This window comes from Micromonospora sp. CNZ286 (assembly GCF_014207755.1).
On the sequence record NZ_JACHIZ010000001.1, the window covers coordinates 6,593,465 to 6,615,992 of the forward strand.

At 73.1% G+C, this 22,528-nt stretch carries 18 protein-coding genes; 4 read left to right on the forward strand and 14 right to left on the reverse strand.

Annotated elements, in window-relative coordinates; all coding sequences use genetic code 11:
- Positions 1-53: 53 nt before the first annotated feature.
- Both FHX31_RS29675 and FHX31_RS29680 read right to left on the reverse strand, forming a co-directional pair.
- On the reverse strand, positions 54-275 hold the full coding sequence (locus FHX31_RS29675) for a DUF397 domain-containing protein (RefSeq protein ID WP_013283299.1): 222 nt from the start codon (positions 273-275) through the stop codon (positions 54-56).
- Positions 245-1,126 (reverse strand): helix-turn-helix domain-containing protein, encoded by an 882-nt coding sequence (locus FHX31_RS29680; RefSeq protein ID WP_013283298.1) that lies wholly within the window; start codon positions 1,124-1,126, stop codon positions 245-247. The genes FHX31_RS29675 and FHX31_RS29680 overlap by 31 nt, the downstream gene beginning before the upstream one ends.
- A gap of 626 nt (positions 1,127-1,752) precedes the next feature.
- On the opposite strand from FHX31_RS29680, the gene FHX31_RS29685 reads away from it, so the two are divergent.
- Both FHX31_RS29685 and FHX31_RS29690 read left to right on the forward strand, forming a co-directional pair.
- Positions 1,753-2,040, forward strand: a complete 288-nt coding sequence (locus FHX31_RS29685) for a hypothetical protein (RefSeq protein ID WP_013283297.1) — start codon at positions 1,753-1,755, stop codon at positions 2,038-2,040.
- A 98-nt stretch (positions 2,041-2,138) separates the two neighbouring features.
- A complete protein-coding gene (locus FHX31_RS29690; RefSeq protein ID WP_184977871.1) occupies positions 2,139-2,606 on the forward strand; it encodes a hypothetical protein in 468 nt (155 codons plus the stop codon).
- A 3-nt stretch (positions 2,607-2,609) separates the two neighbouring features.
- On the opposite strand, the gene FHX31_RS29695 is transcribed toward FHX31_RS29690, so the two are convergent.
- Entirely contained in the window at positions 2,610-3,479 is an 870-nt protein-coding gene (locus FHX31_RS29695; protein WP_184977542.1) for a PASTA domain-containing protein, read from the reverse strand.
- A 97-nt stretch (positions 3,480-3,576) separates the two neighbouring features.
- A complete protein-coding gene (locus tag FHX31_RS29700; protein ID WP_256092885.1) occupies positions 3,577-4,248 on the reverse strand; it encodes a PASTA domain-containing protein in 672 nt (223 codons plus the stop codon).
- 103 nt (positions 4,249-4,351) lie between these two features.
- Between FHX31_RS29700 and FHX31_RS29705 the strand changes: the two genes are divergently transcribed.
- A complete protein-coding gene (locus tag FHX31_RS29705) occupies positions 4,352-5,722 on the forward strand; it encodes a hypothetical protein (RefSeq protein WP_184977543.1) in 1,371 nt (456 codons plus the stop codon).
- Positions 5,723-5,926: 204 nt separating this feature from the next.
- Here FHX31_RS29705 and FHX31_RS29710 read toward each other — a convergent pair whose 3' ends face one another.
- Together FHX31_RS29710 and FHX31_RS29715 are read right to left on the reverse strand one after the other, a co-directional pair.
- Positions 5,927-7,405 (reverse strand): glutamate-cysteine ligase family protein, encoded by a 1,479-nt coding sequence (locus FHX31_RS29710; protein WP_013283292.1) that lies wholly within the window; start codon positions 7,403-7,405, stop codon positions 5,927-5,929.
- Between the two features lie 253 nt (positions 7,406-7,658).
- A complete protein-coding gene (locus tag FHX31_RS29715) occupies positions 7,659-8,240 on the reverse strand; it encodes a YceI family protein (protein ID WP_184977544.1) in 582 nt (193 codons plus the stop codon).
- Positions 8,241-8,341: 101 nt separating this feature from the next.
- On the opposite strand from FHX31_RS29715, the gene FHX31_RS29720 reads away from it, so the two are divergent.
- A complete protein-coding gene (locus FHX31_RS29720) occupies positions 8,342-8,833 on the forward strand; it encodes a MarR family winged helix-turn-helix transcriptional regulator (RefSeq protein WP_013283290.1) in 492 nt (163 codons plus the stop codon).
- A gap of 281 nt (positions 8,834-9,114) precedes the next feature.
- Here the strand turns inward: FHX31_RS29720 and FHX31_RS29725 are convergent, their stop codons facing one another.
- From FHX31_RS29725 to FHX31_RS29760, 8 genes are all read right to left on the reverse strand, one after another.
- Positions 9,115-11,652 (reverse strand): ATP-binding protein, encoded by a 2,538-nt coding sequence (locus FHX31_RS29725; RefSeq protein WP_184977545.1) that lies wholly within the window; start codon positions 11,650-11,652, stop codon positions 9,115-9,117.
- 100 nt (positions 11,653-11,752) lie between these two features.
- Positions 11,753-12,901 (reverse strand): acyl-CoA dehydrogenase family protein, encoded by a 1,149-nt coding sequence (locus tag FHX31_RS29730; protein ID WP_013283288.1) that lies wholly within the window; start codon positions 12,899-12,901, stop codon positions 11,753-11,755.
- A 118-nt stretch (positions 12,902-13,019) separates the two neighbouring features.
- Positions 13,020-14,552 carry an acyl-CoA carboxylase subunit beta gene (locus FHX31_RS29735; protein ID WP_047892903.1) on the reverse strand — a complete coding sequence of 511 codons (1,533 nt, stop codon included), beginning with the start codon at positions 14,550-14,552 and terminating at the stop codon, positions 13,020-13,022.
- 219 nt (positions 14,553-14,771) lie between these two features.
- Complete coding sequence (locus FHX31_RS29740; protein ID WP_030269624.1) at positions 14,772-15,692, reverse strand: hydroxymethylglutaryl-CoA lyase; 921 nt, start codon at positions 15,690-15,692, stop codon at positions 14,772-14,774.
- Between the two features lie 25 nt (positions 15,693-15,717).
- Positions 15,718-17,055 (reverse strand): acetyl-CoA carboxylase biotin carboxylase subunit, encoded by a 1,338-nt coding sequence (locus FHX31_RS29745; RefSeq protein ID WP_184977872.1) that lies wholly within the window; start codon positions 17,053-17,055, stop codon positions 15,718-15,720.
- 77 nt (positions 17,056-17,132) lie between these two features.
- Entirely contained in the window at positions 17,133-17,747 is a 615-nt protein-coding gene (locus FHX31_RS29750) for a TetR/AcrR family transcriptional regulator (RefSeq protein ID WP_013283284.1), read from the reverse strand.
- A 71-nt stretch (positions 17,748-17,818) separates the two neighbouring features.
- The gene (locus FHX31_RS29755) at positions 17,819-20,662 is read right to left on the reverse strand and encodes a hypothetical protein (protein WP_184977546.1); all 2,844 of its coding nucleotides are present in this window, start codon (positions 20,660-20,662) and stop codon (positions 17,819-17,821) included.
- Entirely contained in the window at positions 20,655-22,448 is a 1,794-nt protein-coding gene (locus tag FHX31_RS29760) for an HSP90 family protein (protein ID WP_184977547.1), read from the reverse strand. Before FHX31_RS29760 ends, FHX31_RS29755 begins: the two co-directional genes overlap by 8 nt.
- Positions 22,449-22,528 lie beyond the last annotated feature (80 nt).

Here is a 22,528-nt window from a genome sequence, read left to right on the forward strand (position 1 = left end):
GCGAATGGTCCCGCCCGGCGGCGCTGCCGGGCGGGACCACATCTCGGTGCCGGTCAGCTCCGGCCGAACACGCCGTTCCGGGCGCGGGCGACGAAGGCGTGCCAGTCGCCCGGTGCGAAGACCAGAGCCGGGCCGGTCTTGTCCTTCGAGTCCCGCACCCCGACCGCCCCGGTCACGTACGCGACCTCGACGCAGTTGTCGCAGTTCGGCCCGCTCTTCGAGCTCTTGAACCACGTCGCCTGCGTCAGGTCCACGGGGAACTCCTTGGTCGCCATTTCCACAGTGGCTCCTCTGCCAGTTTCGCGATGTGTGCGATGGACTCCTCCGGGCGCATGGCCGCTGCTCGAATGTGATCGAAGATGAAGCTGTACTTCTGCAGTTCGTCACTCTTCTCCAGGAAGAGCCCACCCGTGGCGTTCTCCGCGTACACGACATCGGGATCACTCGGCTCGGGGAAGCTGAGGATCGTGAAGGTCCCGTCCATGCCGGCGTGCGCTCCCACCTCGAAGGGCAGGACCTGCACTGTCACGTTCGGCAGTTCGGCCACCTCCACCAACCGCTTGAGCTGGCCACGCATCACCACGTCGCCGCCAACCGGCCGGCTCAGCACCGCCTCATCGAGCACCACCCACAGATCGACCGGATCGTCCTGCGTCAACAACGACTGACGGCCCAGACGGACACGCACCCGTTGGTCGACCTGTTCGTCGGTGAAGTCCGGCCGGGCCGCCCGGATCATCGCACCGGCGTACTCCTCGGTCTCCAGCAGACCCGGCACCACCTGCTGCTCGTACGCGCGGATGGAGCTGGCCGCCGCCTCCAGGCCGACGTACGCGCCGACGAGCACCGTGCTGTACGGATGCCACCAGCCCTTCTGCCGAGCCTCCCGGGCGATCTGCACCAGCTCGTCGCTCTCCGCGCCGACCACCCCGTAGATGCGGAGCATGTCGCGTACGTCGCGCGGGGTCGCCGTGGTGTGGCCGGTCTCGATCCGGGAGATCTTGGAGGCCGAGCACTCCAGCTGCTCGGCGACGACTTCGATGGTGATGCCCGCCGCCTCCCGCTGCCGGCGGAGTTCCGCCCCCAGCCGGCGCCGCCGGATGGTCGGGCTGCGCCGTTCGCTCACGGAGTCACCTCGGTGCCGTCCATCGGCTTGCGGGACCACGCTTCACAGTCACCCGGCTACCTCCGGTCGGTCGCGCCCCGGTTCGGCTCCCACCGCGGGCGCGACCGGCGGGCGGCGGGTGTGCGTTCGCGGCAGGGGTGGTGCCGGTCGTCGACCGGCCGCGACGGGCGAAACCGGCGTCCAGTGTGCCGCTCCGATACCTGACGCTTCAAGTTTCGCCGTTTGCGTGTCCGACTCACCTATCAGCAAAACTCCACGTGCAACTTGCATGTCGCACGTCCCTGATGCAGTCTGTCTGTATGGCACGGGTTACTCACCGTCTTCGCTTGATCTCCGGGCGTGGTGGCACCACGGTCCGTGGGACGGCCGGAGGGGAGCCGTCCCGCGCCCTGCGACCTGCCCCGGAATGAAGACCCCGTCGCTGTACGCCAGCTTGGCTGCGGCGACGGGAGCGGTAACCGGGAGCAGCCGGGTGATGGTCGGGTGGCGGTCCGCCACCGCGGGTACGGCCCGACCAGCACCGACCCACCGACCGCCGGTCCACGAGGCAGACCCCCCGTCACCGGACCGCACCTGACCCCCGTTCAGCCTCGCCGGTCCCGCCGGCCGACTTCCCAGGAGCCCATGTGCTTCCCCGCTCCGGTGACGTACTGCACGTGACTCGCGCGGCGAGTGTCCAGTTCCTCCGACCGATCATGTTCCGGGTGATCCGGGTGCTCGACTGGCCGACCTACGACGGTTGGCTCTGGCTCGACGGCTACGAGTTGAACGCGGCGGGGGACGCGGTCAACCGGAGGTCGATCTTCGTACTCCAGGAGGGGTTGCGGCAGCTCCAAGCCGCGCCGGCTCCGCGTCAGCACACCGTGCGGACGGCTCGCCGCCCGGCGGTCCGGACCCCGGTCCGGGTCGGCTGACCTCACGATTCCCGGTCGGGAGGGCGTGCCGTCGCCATAGAATCGGTACGCCCACCCCGGCACGTTCCACCCCGCGCGCCATGGACCCTGAACCTGGGATGGTCATGGTCAACTTGCCCGCCGCGCGGCGGCACCACCGGTCCCGTATCGGCTATGCCCTCGGGCTCTTCCTCTTCCTCGTCACCGCGACCGCGCTCGCGCTCGCGGTACGTCATCCCGCCTTCTCCGCCACCCAGCAGCTCGCCGAGCCCGTACCGGCCCCGGAGATCACCGTTGCGGGTGAGAACGGCCGGACGGAGTCCGGCACGACCGACTCCGATGCCGCCGAGTCCGATGCCGCCCACTCCGACGGGTCGGACGACGAGGACGGCTGGGCCGCCGCCGACCCGGCGGAGGACGAGGACGAACCGGCCGCGGGTGCCGGTGGCGGCGAGGGCGCGCTCGCCGAGCGGCCGACCGGCGCCACCGACGACCTCAGCCGGTCGCTGTTCTACTCCGGGCTGCTCGGACTCGCCATCTCGCTGGCCGGGCTGGGCCTGGTCGGCACCCGCAGACGCCAGTGGTGATCGTCAGGGCGTCGTGGTCGTCGCCGGGGCGGAGCCCGGAGTGCTCGGCCCGCTCGTCGGCGGCGCGGGTACGGCCACCACGATCGTGACCCGGTCGTCCTCGCCCACCGGGTAACCGGCCTCGGGATCGGTGGAGATCACCGTGCCGGCCGGGCGGTCCGACGCCCGCCGTTGCACCCGGTAGTCCAGGTCCAGCCGGTCGAGCGCCGCCCGGGCAGCCGCCTCCGGCAGCCCCACCAGCGGCGGCATCGGCACCTCCAGCGGGGCGGTCGTGGCCGGCGTACTCGGCGGTGAACTGCTCGGCGCGGCACTGGTCGGTGCGGCGGTCGTCGGGGCGGCGCTCGTCTGTGCCGAGACGCTCGGCACCGGCGGGCCCGGATCGGAGTTCCGGTCGGCGGCACGCAGCGCCAGCCACACCCCCGCCCCGATCAACCCCAGCAGGAGCAGCGCCAGGATGCCGAGCAGGATCGGCATCCACCAGCGGCGCCCGGCCTGCTCGTCGCCGTACCACTCGCTGCCGGGCTCGGGATAGCCCGCCGGACGTGGTGGCGGCACCCCGGCCCGGCCGGACCAGGCGCCCACCGGTTCCTGCGGGGTGGTCGCGTCGAGGGGACGGCGCGACCCGCCCTGTCCTGCCGGTCCGCCGGGCAACGGCCGGGTGGCGTCGCCCGCGTTCCGCGGCATGGCGCGGGTCGCCTCCACGTCCTCCTCGGCGGCGTTCCTCGGCATCGCACGGGTGGCGTCGGCGTCGTGCCCGGCCGCGTCGCGCGGCATCGCGCCGGTCGCGTCGGCGTCGTGCCCGGACGCGTCGCGCGGCATCGCGCGGGTCGCGTCCGCGTCACCGGCGGGTGGTTCCTGACGGTCGTCGCTCATGGCACGTCCTTTCCCCACCGGGACGGGGCGCACGGCCCTCGATCGTCCACCGTAGCGGTCCCCGGCGACACCGGCTGGGATCAGCGCGCCGCGCTCGTCACGGAGTCGGCGGCGGGGAGACCGTCGGCGGCGTGGACGCCTTGTCGCCGCAGGTGAGCGTCACCTGGTCGTTCCATCGGGCGGTACCGCCGGCCACCGGCTCCTGTGCCGTGACCGGGCCCTGGCGCCCGGTGGCGTACCGGGGATAGAGCCCCGCCTCCACCAGGTCGTCGGCCGCGTCGGAGCAGGACAGCGTGCCCACGTCGGGCACGGTGACGGCCGGCGCCGGCCCGGAGACCCACACGGTGACGGTGGTGCCGCGCTTCACCGGGGTGCCGGGAGCCGGTGAGGTGCGCTCCACGGTGCGTCCGGTGCCCGTACCGAAGACCAGTCGCCAGCCGAGGCGGCGCTCGCGCAGGTCCCGGCGGGCCTGCTCGAAGTCGGCGCCCACCACCTCGGGCACGGTGAGCCCGGCCGGGGCGCTGGTGCGCGTACCGGATGGTTGGGCGGCGGTGGCCGGCGGCGCCGTGGTCGCGGAGGCCGATGTGGACGCGGCGGCGGGCGGTGCGGAGTCGCCGGGCGCGGCCGAGCGCTCCGGCTCACCGGCAAGGATCCACCCGACGCTGGCGCCGATCACGGCCAGCAGGGCCACTGCCACACCACCGCCGAGGAGCAGCCTGCCTCGCCCCGGTCCGCCGCCGTCGCCTGCCGGTTGCCGCTCGTCCGTCATGCTCCCCGCCCCGATCATCGACAACCGTATCCGTTGCTCACTGACGGTCACGGCCCGTCGTTACGACTCGCCGCGCCGACCACGGGACGTTACGCTCCCCGGCATGGTCAGACGGGGCTGGGGAGGATCGACAGCCGCCGCGCTCGGCGTCGCCGCCGGCGCGGGTGCCGCGCAGCTCGGTTTCGGGTACGGGCTGGGCATCATCAACTGGGTGCCGGACGGCGCGGTACGGGCCGAGGCGGCCTGGGTGGCGAGCCTCGCCTGGGCGACCTGGATCGCGGCGACATCGGTCATCGTCGGTGCGGTCTGCGCCCAGCGCCTGCGTGGTGGCGACGACGAGTCGCCGGGCACGCTGCCCCGGCTCGGCCTGGCGCTCGCCGCGGGTGTCGGCGCGATCGTCACCGTCCTGCTGGTGGCGGTACCCGCGCGGGCGGCCCGGGTGCCGGACGTCTCCTCGCCGCAGGCGGTCGCCGCCGCGTACGCGGGCGCGGGGCTGGTGCTCGGCGTACTGCTCGCCGTCTGGGCGCTGCACACCCGCGCCGCCGCCACCAACCTGATCGCCACCACCGGCTGGCTCTGGCTGCTCGCCGTGGTGTCGGTGGTCGACGGGGTGATCGCCGGCCGTGGCCTGACCACCGCCCAGCTCGGCATCTGGCAGATCAGCGCGGACCGTGGCGCGTTCTGGATCCGCGACTACTTCTACTGGCCCGGTGCGCTGCTGTCGGTGCTCTCCGCCCTGGTGATCGGCCTGGTGGCGGCCCGCCGAGCCGCCCGCACACCGGAGATCCGGGTCGGCGCGGCGGCCTCCGGGGCGGCCGGACCGCTGCTCGTCGCGCTGGCGTACCTGCTTGCCGTGCCGCGCCTGGCCGGGATCGCGGCGGAACAGTTGTCGGCCCACCTGATCGCCCCGTACGCGGTGATCGCCGGCGTCGGCGGCTCGATGGTGATGGCCGCGCTGGCTCAGCGCGCCGAGCGCCGGAGCGCCGAGCGGGTGACAGTGCCCCGCCAGCGCACCGGCGAGCCAGCCCCCGTCGACGGGGAGCCCGCGATCGGCGAGGACACGGCCGAGCCGGACGGAGGATCGACGTCGGGACGGTCCGCGTCGGATCTCTCCGGCCGGACGGCTCTGCCGGAGACGGAGCCGAACGCGTCGGCCGGTTCGCTCCGGGATGCGGCAGTGGACGACGGGCCGGGCGTGACGTCCGGCCGGACGGAGACGGATCGGGGACGTGCCACCCGGTCCACCACCGGCCGTCGAGGTCGGGCCGTGCCACCGCAGCGGCAACCCGAGTCACCCACGCAGGCCGGCTCGCACGACAAGGGTTCAACCGCCGACGAGCCGAACCCGCGAAGCACGACGGCCTCGCCGCAGGACGACTCCTCATCCCCGACCGCCTCGCCGGGCCAGGCCGGTTCGTCAGGCCAGGCCGATCCGCCGCCGCCCACCGACACCACCCGCCGCCGGGGTCGCTGAGCCCCACCCGCCCAGCCCGCGCGTCACCTCGGCCGCTGACCCACCGCCCACTCGCGTCGATCTTGGAGTTGTGGCACCTCACAAAACTCCCATTCGGAAGATTCGAGGCACCATAACTCCAAGATCGACGAGGCGCGGGCCAGCGCCCGCGCGTTCGCGGCCGGCCGGGCCGCAGGCGAGCCGGGGCGAGGGCGGCAGCGGGAGTCAGTCGACGGGCCAGGTGTGGACGGGTTCGTTGCCGCGCTGGAGCTCGGCGTACCGCTGGACCATGTGGTGCAGCGCGGCCTCCCGGTCCAGGCCCCGGCTCCGCTCGGCCGCCCACACCGTCTCGGTCTGCCAGACCGCACCGTTGCGGCCGGTACGGCAGCGGCCCTCGATCACGCCGAGCAGGCGGTCCCGTTCGGCCGGGGCGACACCGAACCGGTCCAGCCCCTGCGCGGCCACCGGCAGCAGCGTGTCGAGTACGAGCGTGGTGACCGGCACGTCCCCGAGCCGGGGCCAGTGCAGGACCGCCTCGATGCCGCGCCGGGCGGCGGCGTGGAAGTTCTCCTCCGCCGAGCTGAACGTCAACTGGCTCCAGATCGGACGGTCCGACTCGGCGAGGCCGCGGGCCAGCCCGAAGTAGAACGCCGCGTTGGCGAGCATGTCCACCACTGTCGGGCCGGCGGGCAGCACCCGGTTCTCCACCCGCAGGTGCGGGCGGTCGTTCATGATGTCGTAGACCGGCCGGTTCCAGCGGTAGACGGTGCCGTTGTGCAGCCGCAGCTCACCGAGCGTGGGCACGCCACCGGCGTGCAGCACCTCGACCGGGTCCTCCTCCTCGCAGATGGGCAGCAGCGGCGGGAAGTAGCGGACGTTCTCCTCGAACAGGTCGAAGATCGAGGTGATCCAGCGTTCGCCGAACCACACCCGGGGCCGTACCCCCTGGGCCTTCAGCTCGTCCGGGCGGGTGTCGGTGGCCTGCTGGAACAGCGCGATCCGGGTCTCCGCCCAGAGCTGCCGGCCGTAGAGGAACGGCGAGTTGGCACCGACGGCGACCTGCACGCCCGCGATGGCCTGGGAGGCGTTCCAGTAGTCGGCGAAGCTGTCCGGCGCGACCTGGAGGTGGAACTGGAGGCTGGTGCAGGCGGCCTCCGGCGCGATCGAGTCGGTGTGCGTACGCAGCCGCTCGACGCCGTTGATGTCCAGCTCGATGTCCTCGCCGCGGGCGCCGACGATCTGGTCGTTGAGGACGCGGTACCGCTCGTTGGTGGAGAGGTTGTCGGCGACCAGGTGGCGTTCGGTGAGCGTGGGCAGGATGCCGACCATCATGATCGTCGCGTCGGACTTGGCGGCCCGCTCATCGGCGCGGCTGAGACTGCTGCGCAGATCCTGCTCGTAGTCGGCGAAGCCGCTGCCCTCGATCAGCCGGGGCGAGGCGTTCAGTTCGAGGTTGAACTGCCCCAGCTCGGTCTGGAACAGCGGGTCGGCGATGTCGGCGAGGATCTGGTCGTTGCGCATGGCCGGTTCGGCGGCCGCGTCGATCAGGTTCAGCTCGATCTCCAGCCCGGTCATCGGGCGGTCGGCGTCGAAGCCGAAGTCGTCGAGCATCAGCGCGAACACGTCCAGGCACCGCCGGACCTTCTGCCGGTAGCGGACCCGATCCTCGCGGGAGAAGGCGCCCTGCTCGACGTCTCTGCCCATGTGTCCTCCCGGCGCCGGTGCGACGGAACCGTACCGTTCCGCAACGCATTGTGAACCATTCACGTGGTGGGCGTAAGTGCGCCCGCCCCGCCACCCGGCTGGACGGGCGACAGGTCTGCACCTGTACCCCGTCACCGCCGTCACCAGCGCGTCAGTGCGGAGAACTTCACGTGACGATTCGCACCGCCGGGGCGTACGCGGGAAGGGCCCGCACCGTCGGGGACGGTGCGGGCCCTGCGGGCCTGTGCCGGGCTCAGCCCTGGCGGATGGCCTCACCCTCGATCTCGATCTTGACCTTGCGGCCGACCAGGACGCCACCGGTCTCCAGCGCCACGTTCCAGGTCAGACCGAAGTCCTCCCGGTCGATCTCGGTGGAGGCGGAGAAGCCGAAGATGTCCTGCCCGAACGGGCTGCGGCCGACGCCCTCGAACTCCACCTCGAGCTCGACCTGACGGGTCACGCCCTTGATGGTCAGCTCGCCGACGAGCACGAACTCGTTGCCCTCGCGGGACTTCACCTCGGTGCTGCGGAACTCCAGCGTCGGGAACTGCTCCGCGTCGAGGAACTCCGGGCTGCGCAGGTGCGCGTCGCGGTCCGCCTGGGCGGTGTTGATGCTGGCCGCCTGGATGCTGGCGGTGACCGAGGACTGCATCGGGTCGTCGGTGACGGTGATGGTGGCGGTGGCCTCAGCGAACTCACCGCGTACCTTGCTGACCATCATGTGCCGTGCGACGAAGCCGACACGCTTGTGCGCGGCGTCCAGCACGTAGGTGCCGGGGGTGGGGATGGTGAGACCCTCCCAGTCGCGGGTAGTCGCCTCGGTGCTGCTGGTCATGATGCTCTCCTCCGGAGAAGAATGTTTAGAAGCCCAACGACTGACTGAGCAACTATAGTTGAGACAATATTCCCCGTGTCAAGTGTTGCTAGGATGGTGGCGTGGACCAGAACGTGTTCGACGACCCCCGGATCACCGCCGTCGGCCTGCTCGTCGAGGCGCACGCCGGGCTCGCCGCCCGGTTCGCCGCCCAGTTCGAGGAGCACGGCCTCTCCCCGGTCGAGTTCGAGGTGCTGACCCGGCTCGCCCGCTCACCCAACAACCAGCTGCGGATGACCGACCTGGCCGCGCAGACCTCGCTCTCCACCAGCGGCGTGACCCGCGTGGTCGACCGGATGGAGCGGGACGGGCTGATCTGCCGGCGTGCCTGCCCGTCCGATCGGCGCAGTTCCTTCGCGGTGGTGACCACCGCCGGGCTCAGCCGGCTGGACGACGTCCTTCCCGGCCATCTGCGGATCATCGAGCAGTGGTTCACCAGCCAGCTCGACCCGGCGCAGCTCGACGGGCTGCTGGACGGGCTGCGCCGGGTACGCGACGCGGTCCATCCGGGCGCCACCGCCGGCAGCACCGAGCCGGTCGAGGACGCCGCCTGACGGTCCGCGACCTGCCGGGCACTACCTGCCGGTCACCGGCAGAATAACCGGCAGAACCGCCCGAACGGCCGGACAAAGCGGTCCACATATTCGCGAATCGGTCGTCCGACCTCGGTAGTCTTCCGGCAGCGGGGGGCACCGGGGGGTGCTGGCGCGAGCGTGGAGCGAGGGGCAGTACCAGGGGGCTACTTCGCTCGCGCCACCCCCGCGCCCTCCGCCCCTCCCGTGCCGGCCGACGCGCAGTGCGGCCACCGCGATCGACCGGGGTGACGACAAGACGCTCATCGCCCCCGTCGGGCCGTCAGGGAGAACAGCAACTCCTCCTCCTGCGGCAGCAGGCTGACGCCGGTGACCTGTCGTGCCGCGTCCAGCCGATCCAGCACGGCCGGATCAGCGGTGCTGACCGCCAGCCCCACCAGCGCCTCGACCAGATCCCGCCGATCGGCGACACCCTCGGCCGCGTCGGCAGCCGCGGCGAACCACTCCGCCGCCAGCTCCCGGTCTCCCCGGTGCAGCGCCACGTGCCCCTCGATCAACCCGCGCAGCGCGTCCTCGGTGCGCGCGTCCCCACCCGGGCCCGGCGGATCGAGCATCTCCACGGCCGGTGGACGGCGCCGGCCCGGCACCACTCCCGACGGCCACAGCTCGGCGATCGTGGCCAGCGCCTCGTCGGTGCGCCCCGCGTGGGCGAGCGCCAGCCCGACTGCGCCGACCGTCCGGCGCCGCCGCCCGGGATCACCCAGCTCCGCGAGCGCGGCCGCCACCCGGCGACCCTGCTCGACCGCCTCGGCGTATCGGCCCTCCAGGCGGGTCAGCTCGGCCTGATCGGCACGCGCCAGCACACGCAGGCGCTGGTCACCACACTGTGCCGCCAGGCGGTCGACAGTCGCCAGCCGCCGCCGGGCACCGGCCAGCCGACCTTCGCGTACGTCGTGCCAGGTCAGGTGCGCCTGGGCGACGGCCATCTCGCGTACCCGGTGGTGCCGGGTGGCCGAGGCCAGTGCGGCCTCGGCCTGCTCGCGGGCCTCGTCGTGCGCGCCGAGCCCGAGCAGCAGCGCGCAGAGCACGGACCGGGCGGACAGTTCGCCGGTCACGTCGCCCGCCTCGGCGAAGACGACCAGGGCGGCCCGGGCCGCCGGGAGTTCCTCCGCGCCCGCGCCGTGCTCGGCGGCGAGCCGGGCCGCGCCGAGCATGGCCCAGGCCCGCAGCGTGGGCCGGGCACCAGCGGTACGCGGATCGGCGAGCAGCCGCCGCAGCCGGCGCCGGCCGGACACGTCCCGCCCGCGCAGCCGCCACCATCGGGGCAGTGAGGCGGCGAGCAGGAGCGCGGTCTCCGGCGCGTGCTCGGCGGCGTACGCCAGCGCGGCGGTGATGTCGCTCGTCGCCTCGTCGAGCACGTGCACCGCGCCGGACATCTGTGCGCCCACCAGCCCCGGCGCGGTGCGGTGGACCAGACCGGCGATCACCACGGCGTGCCGCATCCGGATCCGGGCGGTCTCGCCCTCCAGGTCGGCCTGTTCCGCGGCGAAGTCACGGACCGCGTCCAGCAGACGGAACCGGAACGGGCCGGTGCCCCTGACACTCAGCAGGCCCAGCTCGCGCAGCCGGTCCAGCATCGGCGCGGCGTCCCACCGCCGGCCGCCGTCGGCGAGCAGATCCTCGGCCAGCTCGACCGACCAGCGGTTACGGAACGCGGACAGCCGCCGCAGCGCCGCCCGGTCGGCGTTGGCGAGCAGGTGATAGCTGGTCGCCACGGCGTCGCGCAGCGTCACAGTGCCGGCGGACGGGTCGGCGGGCTCCCAGCCGGGGCGTACGCCGGTCAGGTCCAGGACGCGGTCGCCGTAGCGGTCGAGCAGCTCGGTGACGTCGAGGATGCGTCCCCGTGCCGCCATCAGCTCGATGGCGAGCGGCAGTCCGCCGAGCCGGCGCACGAGCGCGGCGAGCGCCGGCAACTCGGCCGGGGTCGGTGGTTCCCGGCGGGCCTGGGCGAAGCGGGCGGCGAACAGCGCCGCCGCCGGCCAGCGGTCCAGGTCGGCCCGGTCGGCGGTTTCGGTGCCGGCCGGCGGTACGTCAAGCGGCGCGACCGGCCGGACCATCTCGCCGGCCAGGCCGACCGGGCGGCGGCCGGTCACCAGCACCCGCAGCGTCGGCACGGCGGCGGTCAGGACGCGCAGCGCCTCGGCCACCGGCTCCGGCGCCCGGTCGACGGCGTCGACGAGCAGCAGCGCCCGCCGGTCGCCGATCCGGCAGGACAGGTCGGCCAGCCGGTTCACGCCGAACATCGACGCCGACGCGGCGAGTACGTCGGCGGCGTCCGAGCCCTCGCCCACGAGCACCCCGGCCACGCCCGCCGGGTGGCGGGCCGCCACCGCGTGCGCGACGGTGACGGCCAGCGCCGTCTTGCCCACCCCGGCGAGCCCCACGAGGCTCACCACCGGGTACACGTCGAGCAGCCCGGACACCTCCGCCACGTCCCGTTCCCGGCCGAGCAGCGGTACGGGCTGGGGCAGCGCCACCGGCGGATCGTTGGCGGCGGCACCGGCTGCGGGGAGGCGGGATGCCGCGGGCCGGGCGGTGTCGACGAACTCCCGCCGCTCGTCACCGCTCAGGCCGAGCGCGTCGGCCAGCAGGTCGACTGTGGTGCGCTGGGGCCGGGTGGCCCGCCCCCGTTCCAGATCGCGGACCGTCCGTACGCCCACGCCGGCCCGGCCCGCCAGCTCGGCCTGGGTCAGGCCGACGGCGAGCCGGTGCCCGCGCAGCAGGTCGGCCAGACCGGTACGACCGCCTGGGCCCCGCGCACGGTCATGATCCGGAGTCATGGGCACGAAGATTACGGATGGACTCCGACGCTCCACAGCCCATCGTCAACCACCCGACCGTCCACTGCCGATATCCGACAGGGCGCGGTTCCGGGCGTCCTCACATGCCGAGATCGCGCGCGATGATCATGCGCTGCACCTCGCTGGTGCCCTCGCCGATCTCCAGGATCTTGGAGTCGCGCCAGAAGCGGGCCACCGGGTACTCGTTCATGAAGCCGTACCCGCCGTGGATCTGCGTCGCCTCGCGGGCGTTGTCCACAGCGACTGTGGAGGCGTGCAGCTTGGCGATGGCCGCCTGACGCTTGAACGGCTCACCGGCGAGCATCCGGGCGGCCGCGTCGTAGTAGGCCAGCCGGGCCGTGTGCGCCTTCATCTCCATGTCCGCGATCTTGAACTGGATGGCCTGGTAGTTGCCGATCGGCTGGCCGAACGCCTGGCGCTCCTTCGCGTACTTGATCGACTCGTCCACGCAGCCCTGGGCCAGGCCGACGGCGAGCGCCGCGATGGCGATCCGGCCCTCGTCCAGGATGCGCAGGAACTGGGCGAAGCCCCGGCCGCGCTCCCCGAGCAGGTTGGCCGCCGGCACCCGGCAGTCGTCGAACGTCAGCTCGTGGGTGTCCGAGGCATTCCAGCCGACCTTCGAGTAGCCGGGCGCGACGGTGAAGCCGGGCGTACCGGACGGCACGATGATCGTGGACAGCTCCTTGCCGCCGTCCGGCCGCGTACCGGTGACGGCGGTGACCGTGACCAGCGCGGTGATGTCGGTGCCGGAGTTGGTGATGAACGCCTTCGAGCCGTTGATGACCCACTCGTCGCCGTCCAGGACCGCGCGCGTCCGGGTGCCGCCCGCGTCCGAGCCGGTGCCCGGCTCGGTGAGCCCGAACCCGGCCAGCGCCTCACCGCTGAGCAGCTTCGGCAGCCACTGCGCCTTCTGCTCCTCGGTGCCGAAGCGGTAGATCGGCATCGCGCCGAGCGACACCGCCGCCTCCAGCGTGATGGCCACGCTGGAGTCGACCCGGGCCAGCTCCTCCAGCGCCAGACAGAGCGCGAAGTAGTCGCCGCCCATCCCGCCGTGCTCCTCCGCGAAGGGCAGCCCGAACAGGCCCATCTTGCCCATCTGACGGACGATCTCGTACGGGAAGGTGTGCTGCTCGTAGTGCTCGGCGATGGTGGGCGCGACCACCTCGCGGGCGAATTCCCGGACGCTCTCCCGCAGCGCCTGCTGCTCCTCGTCGAGCCGGAAGTCCATGTCGATCCTCCTGGAAAGGGCGGGCCGCCGGGCGCTCGTGACGCCGGGAGCGGCTGAAGCGTTAGGAGGGGCCCCTTTACATGCACCAGGCGTTAAGAGGGGGCCCTTCCTTACCGGGTCAGACGGGGGTGACGCCGTGCCGGCGCCGGGAGAAGTGCCGCTCCTTGCCGCGCGCGGCGGTGAACCGGCGTACCAGCTCGGCGCGCAGCTCGTGCGGCTCGACGATCGCGTCCACCACCAGCTCGCTGGCGAGGCGGACGACGTCGATGTCGCGCTCGTACTCCTCGCGCTTCGCGGCCACGAACGCGGCGCGCTCGGCCTCGTCGGAGATGGCGGCGATCTTGTTGGCGTAGACCGCGTTGACGGCGGCCTCCGCGCCCATCACCGCGATCTTCGCGGTGGGCAGCGCGATCGTGGCGTCCGGCTCGAAGCCGGGACCGGCCATCGCGTAGAGACCCGCGCCGTACGCCTTGCGGACCACCACACAGATCTTGGGTACGGTCGCCTCGGAGATCGCCGTGATCATCTTGGCGCCGTGCCTAATGATCCCCTGCCTTTCCACCGCGCTGCCGACCATGAACCCCGGCACGTCGCTGAGGAACAGCAGCGGCACGTTGAACGCGTCGCAGAGCTGCACGAACCGGGTCGCCTTGTCGGCCGAGTCGACGAAGAGCACGCCGCCCTTGAACATCGAGTTGTTGCCGACCACGCCGACGACCTCGCCGTTGAGCCGGCCGAACCCGATGGTCAGCTCCTTGGCCCACAGCGCCTGGATCTCGAAGAAGCTGCCGGAGTCGAGCAGGCCCTTGACGTACCGGCGCATGTCGAACGCCTGCCGCTCGCTGGCCGGGACCAGCGCGGCCAGGTCGGCCTTCTCCGGCGCGGCCACCGCCTCGGCCGCCGGCGGGTCCTGCTTCCAGTTCGACGGCAGGTAGGACAGGTACGTCCGCACCACGTCGAGCGCGTCGTTCTCGGTCTTGCAGAGGAAGTGCCCCACGCCGGACTCGGCGCAGTGCACCTTCGCGCCGCCCATCGCCTCCAGCGTGGTCTTCTCGCCGGTGACCATCTCGACCATCCGGTCGGAGCCGAGGTACATGCTGGCGTTGCCGTCCACCATGGCGACCACGTCGCAGAACGCCGGGATGTACGCCCCGCCCGCCGCGCTCGGCCCGAACAGCGCGCAGACCTGCGGGATCGAGCCGGAGGCGCGGACCTGGTTCCAGAAGATCTTGCCGGCGCCGCGCCGGCCCGGGAACAGGTCGACCTGGTCGGTGATCCGGGCGCCGGCCGAGTCGACCAGGTAGACCATCGGGACGCCGGTCGCGTAGGCCCGCTCGATGATCCGGATGATCTTCTCGACGGTACGCGCACCCCAGCTGCCGGCCTTGACCGTGGAGTCGTTGGCCATCAGGCAGACCTGACGGCCGTCGATCGTCGCGGTGCCGGTGACCACGCCGTCGGCGGGCAGCCCGTCGGCCATCGCGTTGGCGTAGAGCCCGTCCTCGACGAAGGAGCCCTCGTCGACCAGGTACGCCACACGCTCGCGGGCGAACAGCTTCCCCTTCGCGGCGTTGGCCGCGTGGTACTTGTCCGCACCGCCGGCGCGGGCGCGCTTGCGTAGCTGCTCCAGAGCTTCACCGTCGAGCGTCACGCCGACTCCCGTTGCCACGGCCCCCGCACAGGGCGCCCACCGACCTGAACGATCGTTAGGCTACCCCACCCGCACCATCCCCGGCACCCCACCACGCCCCCGCACCCCACCCACCCCCGCTCATTTCGTTGATCAAGGAGTTCGCGTCCTCGTTCGGGCCCCCGGAGGACACGAACTCCTTGATCAACAGAGCGGGGAGACGGGGTGGGAGGGGGCCGGTCAGGCGGGGCGGGGGGTCAGGCGGGTTCGGGGGCCGGCCCGGAGGACTCCGGACGGGAGCTTCTTGCCCACCAGGGTCTCGGCCAGCTCGGCGGCCTCGATCAGGGCGTCCAGGTCGATGCCGGTGTCGATGCCCATGTCGTGCAGCATGTGCACCGCCTCCTCGGTGGCCAGGTTGCCGCTGGCACCAGGGGCGTACGGGCAGCCACCGAGGCCGCCGACGCTGGCGTCGAACTCGGTGATCCCCAGTTCCATCGCGGTGAGCATGTTCGCCAGCGCGGTGCCACGGGTGTTGTGGAAGTGCAGCAGCACCGGCAGGTGGGCGTTGCGGTCCCGGACCGCCGTGACCAGTTCGCGGACGCGCCGGGGCGTACCCATGCCGGTGGTGTCGCCGAAGGCGACGCGGTCCGCGCCGTCGCGGGCGACGCGGTCGACGATCGCGGCGACCCGGCGGGGGTCCACGTCGCCCTCGTAGGGGCAGCCGAAGCTGGTCGCCACGATCACCTCGGCGGTGGCGCCCGCGCCGTGCAGCAGGTCGATCAGCTCGGCGATGTCGTCCAGCGACTCGTCGGTGGACCGGTTGACGTTGCGGCGGTTGTGCGTGTCGCTGGCCGAGACCACCACCTCGATCTCGGTGAAGCCCGCCGCCAGCGCCCGCTGTGCGCCACGGGTGTTCGGCACCAGGGCGGAGTAGCGCACGCCGTCGACCTTCTCGGCCCGCTGCCACACCTCGTCGGCGTCGGCCATCTGCGGGATCGCCTTCGGGTGGACGAAGGAGACGGCCTCGATGCGCCGTACCCCGGTGCGGGACAGCGCGTCGAGAAGCCGCACCTTCGCGTCGGTGGGAATCGGCTCCTCGTTCTGGAGGCCGTCGCGGGGACCGACCTCACGGATGCTCACGGAGTCTGGAAGTTCCGCCATCAGATTCACCTCACTGGGTCGAAGGTCAGCGCATCCGGGAGACGATGCCGGTGTCGTAGTCGCCGGAGAGGAACTCCGGGTTCTCCAGCAGCTCGGCGAAGAACGGCAGGTTGCACTTCGGGCCGGCGATCTCGAACTGGGCGACAGCCGCCCGCGCCCGCTCGACCGCCTCCTCGCGGGTCGCCCCGGTGAGGATCAGCTTGGCCATCAGGCTGTCGTAGAACGGCGTGACGGTGTTGCCGGCGACGTAGCCGGAGTCGACCCGGACGCCGGTGCCGGACGGCTCGTTCCAGGTGGTGATCGCGCCCGGGCCGGGCAGGAAGCGCTTCGGGTCCTCGGCGTTGATCCGCAGCTCGATGGCGTGACCGCGCGGGGCGAGCGCGTCCGGGTCGAACGTCGGCGCCAGGCCGGCCGCCACCCGCAACTGCTCCTCGACCAGGTCGACGCCGTAGACGTACTCGGTGACCGGGTGCTCGACCTGCAGCCGCGTGTTCATCTCCAGGAAGAAGAACTCCTGCGTCGAGGGATCGAGCAGGCATTCCACAGTGCCCGCATTGCGGTAATTGACCGCCTCACCGGCGCGTACCGCCGCGGCCAGGAACCGCTCGCGCAGCTCGGGCGACACCGCCGGGGACGGGGACTCCTCGACCAGCTTCTGGTTGCGCCGCTGCACCGAGCACTCCCGCTCGCCGAGCGCCACCACCCGGCCGTCCGCCAGGCCGAGGATCTGCACCTCGACGTGGCGCACCCGGGGGAAGTACCGCTCGATCAGCACCGACCCGTCGCCGAACATCCGCTCGGCGAACGCGCGGACCTTGTCGTACTCGGTGCGCAGCGCCGCCTCGTCGGCGGCCACGCCCATGCCCATGCCGCCGCCACCGGCGGCGGCCTTGACCATCACCGGGTAACCGATCTCCGCGGCTGCCGCCACCGCCGCGTCCAGGTCGCTCGCCGGTTCGGTGGTGCCGGGCGCGACCGGCACGCCCGCGGCCGCCATCAGGTTCCGGGCGTTGATCTTGTCGCCCATCGCGCTGATCGCGTCGGCGCCGGGCCCGACCCAGATCAGGCCGGCCCCTTCGACGGTACGGGCGAAGTCCGCGTTCTCGGACAGGAAGCCGTAGCCGGGGTGGATCGCCTGCGCGCCGGTGCTCCGGGCGGCGTCGAGGATCGCCTCGACGTTCCGGTAGCTCTGGGCCGGGTTCGCCGGGCCGACGCAGACCGCCTCGTCGGCCTCGGTCACGAACGGCAGCGCGCCGTCGGCCTCCGAGTGCACCGCGATCGTCCGGATCCCGAGCCGCCTACCGGTGCGGATGATCCGCCGCGCGATCTCCCCCCGATTCGCGACCAACAACGATTCGATCATCTTCTGCACGGACGTGACCCCTTCTCGACGCAAAGCCGGGGTCTCTTCTTAACACGCGTTAAGGTACGCGCGGCGTGTCAGGTCGGGTCGGTGGGCGCGAGCAGGGCCGCGAGGGTCGCGCCGCGCAGCAGTTCGGCCCGGCGCCGGCGGTCCACCTCGCCGCCGAGGAACGGCGTCGAGTTCATCAGGCCGAACGCCGCGTGGGCGAGCACCCGGGCCGCGCCGTCGGGCAGGCCGGGGTGCAGCGCGGTCAGCACGGTGACCCATTCCTCGACGTACATCCGCTGGAGCCGGCGGATCCGGCGGCGCGGCTCGTCCGGGAGGCGGTCCAGCTCGTGCAGGTGCAACGCGATCACCGCCGGGTTGGCGAGCGCGAAGTCGACGTGGAAGTCGATCAGCGACTCCAGCGCCGCACGCGGGTCGCCCGGGTGACCGGCGGCCCGTTCCCGCCCGCCCGCGAGCAACCCCTCACTCACCGGGATCAGGGCGGCGACGAGCATCGCCTCCTTGCCGGCGAAGTGGTGGTAGAGCGCGGGACCGGTGACCCCGGCCGCCGCGCCGATGTCGTCCATCGACACACCGTGGTAGCCGCGCGCCGCGAAGAGGCCGACCGCGATCTCCAGGATCTCGTCCCGCCGGGACCGGCGCCGGGCCGCACCCGCCGCACCCCGTGCCTGCTGTTCCACCGCCACCGGACCAGCCTAGACCTCGCGTTCGAACTGGGGCAGCCGCGGTTACCCAACGGTTGCCCCAGCCCGTCGCGTCAGTCCTCCTCGATGCCGTGGTCGGCGCGGACCTTCGACGCCTCGGCCTCCCGGCCCTGCTCGTCGAGCGCGCGGGCGAGCAGCCAGGCGGCCTGCGTGGCGGGACGGGAACCGCTGGGCAGCCCGCCCAGGACCGGGCGCAGCAGCCCTTCGGCCTGCTCCGGCCGCCCGTCGCGCAGCAGCAGCTCGCCGGTCAGCACCTCGACCTGCGCCGCCTCACCGAACGCCTCGATCGACCGGAGGCGCTCCGGCACCCCGTCCACCCGGTCCAGCGCGGCGGTGAGACGGTCCTCGCCGATCAGCACCCGGGCCACCGCGTCGGCGGCCATCGCCCGCTCGTACGTGACCACCGGCGCCTCGTCGGCCTCGGCCGGGAGCGCGGCCGCCGCCTCGTCCACCCGCTCGATCGCTGCGACCGCGGCCGGCAGGTCGCCGGACCAGTGCAGGGCGAGCAGTTCCCGCCGCCGGGCCCGCATCTCGTCCACCTGGAAGCCGGCCAGCCGCCAGGCGGTCGCCGCCGCCGCGAACCGCTGCGCGGCCAGGGCGTCCCGGTCGGCGTCGTAGAGCAGGCCACCGGACTCCTCCAGCACCTGCGCCCGGTGGGGGAGATTGTCCGGCCCGTCCAGGTTCTCGGCCAGCGTGTCGAGCACCGTGAGCGCCAGATCCGTCTCGCCGAGGCCGGCGTAGATGCCCGCCAGCATGTGCCGGCACCGGTCCGCCTCGGCCTGCGCGCCGGCCCGGTCGAGCCCGAGCACCGCCTCCTCGGCCACCTCGGCGGCCTCGGCCAGCCGACCGGCCACCCGGTACGCCCCGGCCAGCTCCCAGCGCAGCAGCGCGTCGCCCTCCAGCCCCTGCTCGACGCAGAGAGTGACCGCCTCGGCCAGATCCTCCACCGCCTCGCCGGCCCGGTCGGCGGCCATCAGCGCCCGTCCCCGGGTGACCCGCAGCGGCAGCTGGGCGCCGGCCGGGGCGACCGACAGCGCCTCCTCGCACGCGGCCACCGCGTCGGCCGGGTCGTCGGTGGCGCGGGCGTACGCCAGGCAGGCGCCGGTGAGCATCTCGGCGTCGCCCAGCTCGCCCGCCAGCCGGCGGGACCGCGCCGCCGCGTCCCGGAACTCCTCGGCCCGCTCCAACTGCTCCAGCACGTGCGTGCGGTGCAGCGCGACCCGACCGGCCAGCCACGGATCGGCGTCCGCCTCCGCCTCGGCCCGGTCGAGCGCGTCGAGCGCCTCCGCCCACTGCTCGCGGTGCACGTGGGCCAGGGCCAGCCGGTCCCAGCCGGCGGCCCGGTCACGCGGCTCGCCGTGCTCGGTCAGGTAGCCGGCCGACTCCCGGGCCAGGGTTATCCCCTCGTCCGCGCTCTCCTCGACCATGCTGAGCAGCACACCGAGCCGCCCGGCCACCACCTGGGCGCGCAGCGGGTCCGGCACCTCCCGCCACGCGGCGAGCGCCTCGCGGTTGACCTCGATCGCCACCGGCACGCCGTCGTCGTCCTGGGACAGCTCACCGGCCCGCAGCTCCAGCCGCCAGGCGCGGGTGGTCGCGGGCACGTCGGCGTCACCGAACCGCTCGTCGTACGCGTGCAACGCGGCGACCAGGCCGTCCCGGCGGTTGGTGCGCCAGCACTCCTCGGCCAGCGCGAGCAGTTCGTCCGCCCCGGCGTCGGCGGGCACCGTCACCGGCTGCGGAGAGGCCACCGGCGCGTCCGAGCCGGTACGCGGGGCGGGCACCGCCGGGCGGCGCAGGCTCGCGGAGAGCGGCAGGTGCTCGCCGACCGGCCCGGCCGCCAGCTTGCGGGCGATCAGGCCGGACTGGTGCGTGGTGCCGTTGCGCGCGTCGAACCGCTCGGCCAACGCGGTCGCCGTACCGGCCAGCTCGTCGGCGAGCGCACCCGCCGGCACGTCGGCGGCGGCCCGCTCGCCGGAGGCGCGGCGGTGCACAGTCAGCTCGGCCGGCACCTGACGCAGCGCGGCCGAGGCGGCGGCCGCGAAGTGCATCGCGGCCGCAGGGGTGGGCGCGCGGTCCAGCCAGTCCAGGTGGCGCTCGACCAGTTCCAGGGCGCGGGCCTCGTTGCCGGTCACGGTGCAGAACTCGACGTGGTCGGCGATGTCCCACAGGTCGGCGAGGTGCCCGCGCACCCGCCGGTACGCCTCCCGGTGCGCGTCCCGCGCCGCGTCGGTGCGGCCGGTCTCGCGGTAGGGCGTGAGCAGCGCGGTGAGGATCCCCTGCGGCTGCTCGCTACAGGTGAGCCGCCCGGCGAGCACCGGCTCGGCCAGCGCCACCGCCTCCTCGTGGCGGCCGTGCCGCACCAGGTGCGCGACCTGCGTGGTCGGGTCGCAGCCGGCGCAGTCGGAGAGCGTGTCGCGCGGGGTGGTCATCCACTTGCGGTACCACTGCTCCGCCGCCTCGTCGTCGCCCAGGTGCGCGGCCACCAGGTAGCGGTGCTTGTAGACGGCCTGGAGCGAGTGCCCGGAGTCGCGGTAGCGCCGTTCCATGTCGTCGAGCACCGCGTACGTCCGGTCCAGCGGCAGCTCCGGGAACTTCACCATGGCGTTGACCATGTACTTGAAGAACCAGAGCAGCTGGTGCGTGTAGCGCTGGTGGTAGGGCTGCGGATCCTTGTCGTACTCGGCCAGGCACCAGGAGAACGTGACGAAGGACTTCGCCGGTTCGCCGCCGTAGACGTACGCGGTGGTGCCGGTGACCCGGGCGGCGAAGGCGAGGTGCCTGTCGTCGCCCGCGTCGGCGCGGCGCAGCAACTGCTCCAGCGCGGCGATCTGCCCCGGCCCGTACGGCATGGATTCGATCTCGTGGTGCATCCGCCAGAGGTCGTCGTCAGTCACGGGTCTCTCCCGGTACGGCCCGGCCGAGCAGGCCGAGGAAGGAACTGTTCAGCAGTGCGGCGTCGGCCGCCCGGATCGGGTGGTGCCCGAGCAGCAGGGCCTGCCCGTAGAGCGCCTCGACGGCCAGCCCGACCAGCTCCGGGTCGGCGAGCGTGGTGACCCGGCGGACCAGCGGGTTGCGGTGGTTGAGCACCAGTTGCGGGCGGTCCGGCGGCGCTGAGGCGGCGAGCGCGTCGAGCACGCCGCCCCACAGCTCATCGGCCTTGTCCCGGCTGGCGGCGAGCTGGTCGTGGAACGCGGCCGACCGGGACACCAGGTAGAGCGCCGGCAGCGAGACCGGGTCGTACGCCCGGATCACGACCTCACAGCCGAGCCGTTCCAGGGCCCGCTGCGCGGCGGTGAGGAACGGCCGCAGGGCCAGTTCGGTCGCCGGGTCGAGAATCTCGAACCGGGTGGTCAGGTCGCTCGGCTCCAGCCGCTCGATCAGCACCGAGCGGTCCACTGTGGGCAGCCGCCCGATCAGCTCGGTGTCGTACGTGTAGCCGCCGTTGACCACTGCCACGTCCTGCGCGGCGGCCACGGCGGCGAGCTGGCGGAACTCGTCCAGGCTGGCGGCGTACCGGAGCACGCCGTGCCGCTGCCGGAACTCGGCGAGCGTCATCGTGCCGACGTTGGTGTCCATCGGCCACCACTGGTCGACCAGCCGCAGCATCTCGTCGTCGTGCATCGCGAGCGCCTTGACGCCGAGGTGGTGCACCTGGAGGAACTCGCCGAGCCGGCGCGGGTCGTGCTTGGCGAGGCGGACCAGCCAGCCGCGGATCTGGTCGCCGAGCGCCTCCCGGACGGAGGTGAGAAGCGCGTCCTCGTAGAGCGCCTCGCGGCTGGCGGTGGGCCGCAGCTCGCTGGCGTCGACCACGCAGTGGGCGAAGAAGGCCCACTCGGGCAGCAGCCCGTCGGCGTGCTCGCTGAGCAGCATCCGCTTGAGGTAGACCCGGTGCCCGGCCCGGGCGGCCGGGTTCACCGCGGCGGGCAGGATGAACGCCACGCCGGTCAGGCCGGCCTCGGGCACCGACAGCGGCACCACGTCGAACGGGACGAACCCGAGCAGCTCCTGCGCGTACCGCTGGAGGGCGGCCCGGTCCACCGGCGCACCGGGCGTGGTCGGCCACGGCGGCGGGCCGGCGGTGGTCGGCGTGTCACCGACCCGCACGTCGACCGGCAGCAGGCCGCCGTAGAGGCGGGCCAGCTCGGTGACAGTGGGTACGCCGAGCCACTGGTCGGCGTCGCGCCGGGGCACCAGCGTGACTGTGGTGCCGGGCTCGTCGCGGGCCTGGTCCGGCTCGGCGAGCCGGACCGCGTACCGCCCGTCGGACCAGCCCGTCCAGAGCACTGTGGGCTCGTCGGCGTGCCGGGTGACCACCCGGATCTCGTCCGCCACCAGGAAGCAGGAGAGCAGGCCGATGCCGAACTGGCCGAGGAACTCGTGCCGGGAGAAGCCCAGCTCGTCGCGCTTGGAGCTGCGGCCGATGGTGGCGAGCAGTTCGTGCACCTGCGCCTCGGTCAGGCCGATGCCGGTGTCGTGCACGCGCAGCGTCCCGTCGCCGGTCAGCTCCGGTGGCTCGATGCGGACCCGGGCCGGGGCTTTCGGCTCGGTGGACCGGCGCGCGGTGATCGCGTCGACGGCGTTCTGGAGCAGCTCGCGCACGTAGACCCGCGGACTGCCGTAGAGGTGATGACTGAGCAGGTCGACCACGCCACGGAGGTCCACCTGGAAGGTGCGGTCCAATCGCGCTCCCGGTTCGGATTTTCGGCGCTCACCGTACCGGTCAGCGCCGACAGTGTCCGTCCCGTTTCACCCCGGCGGCT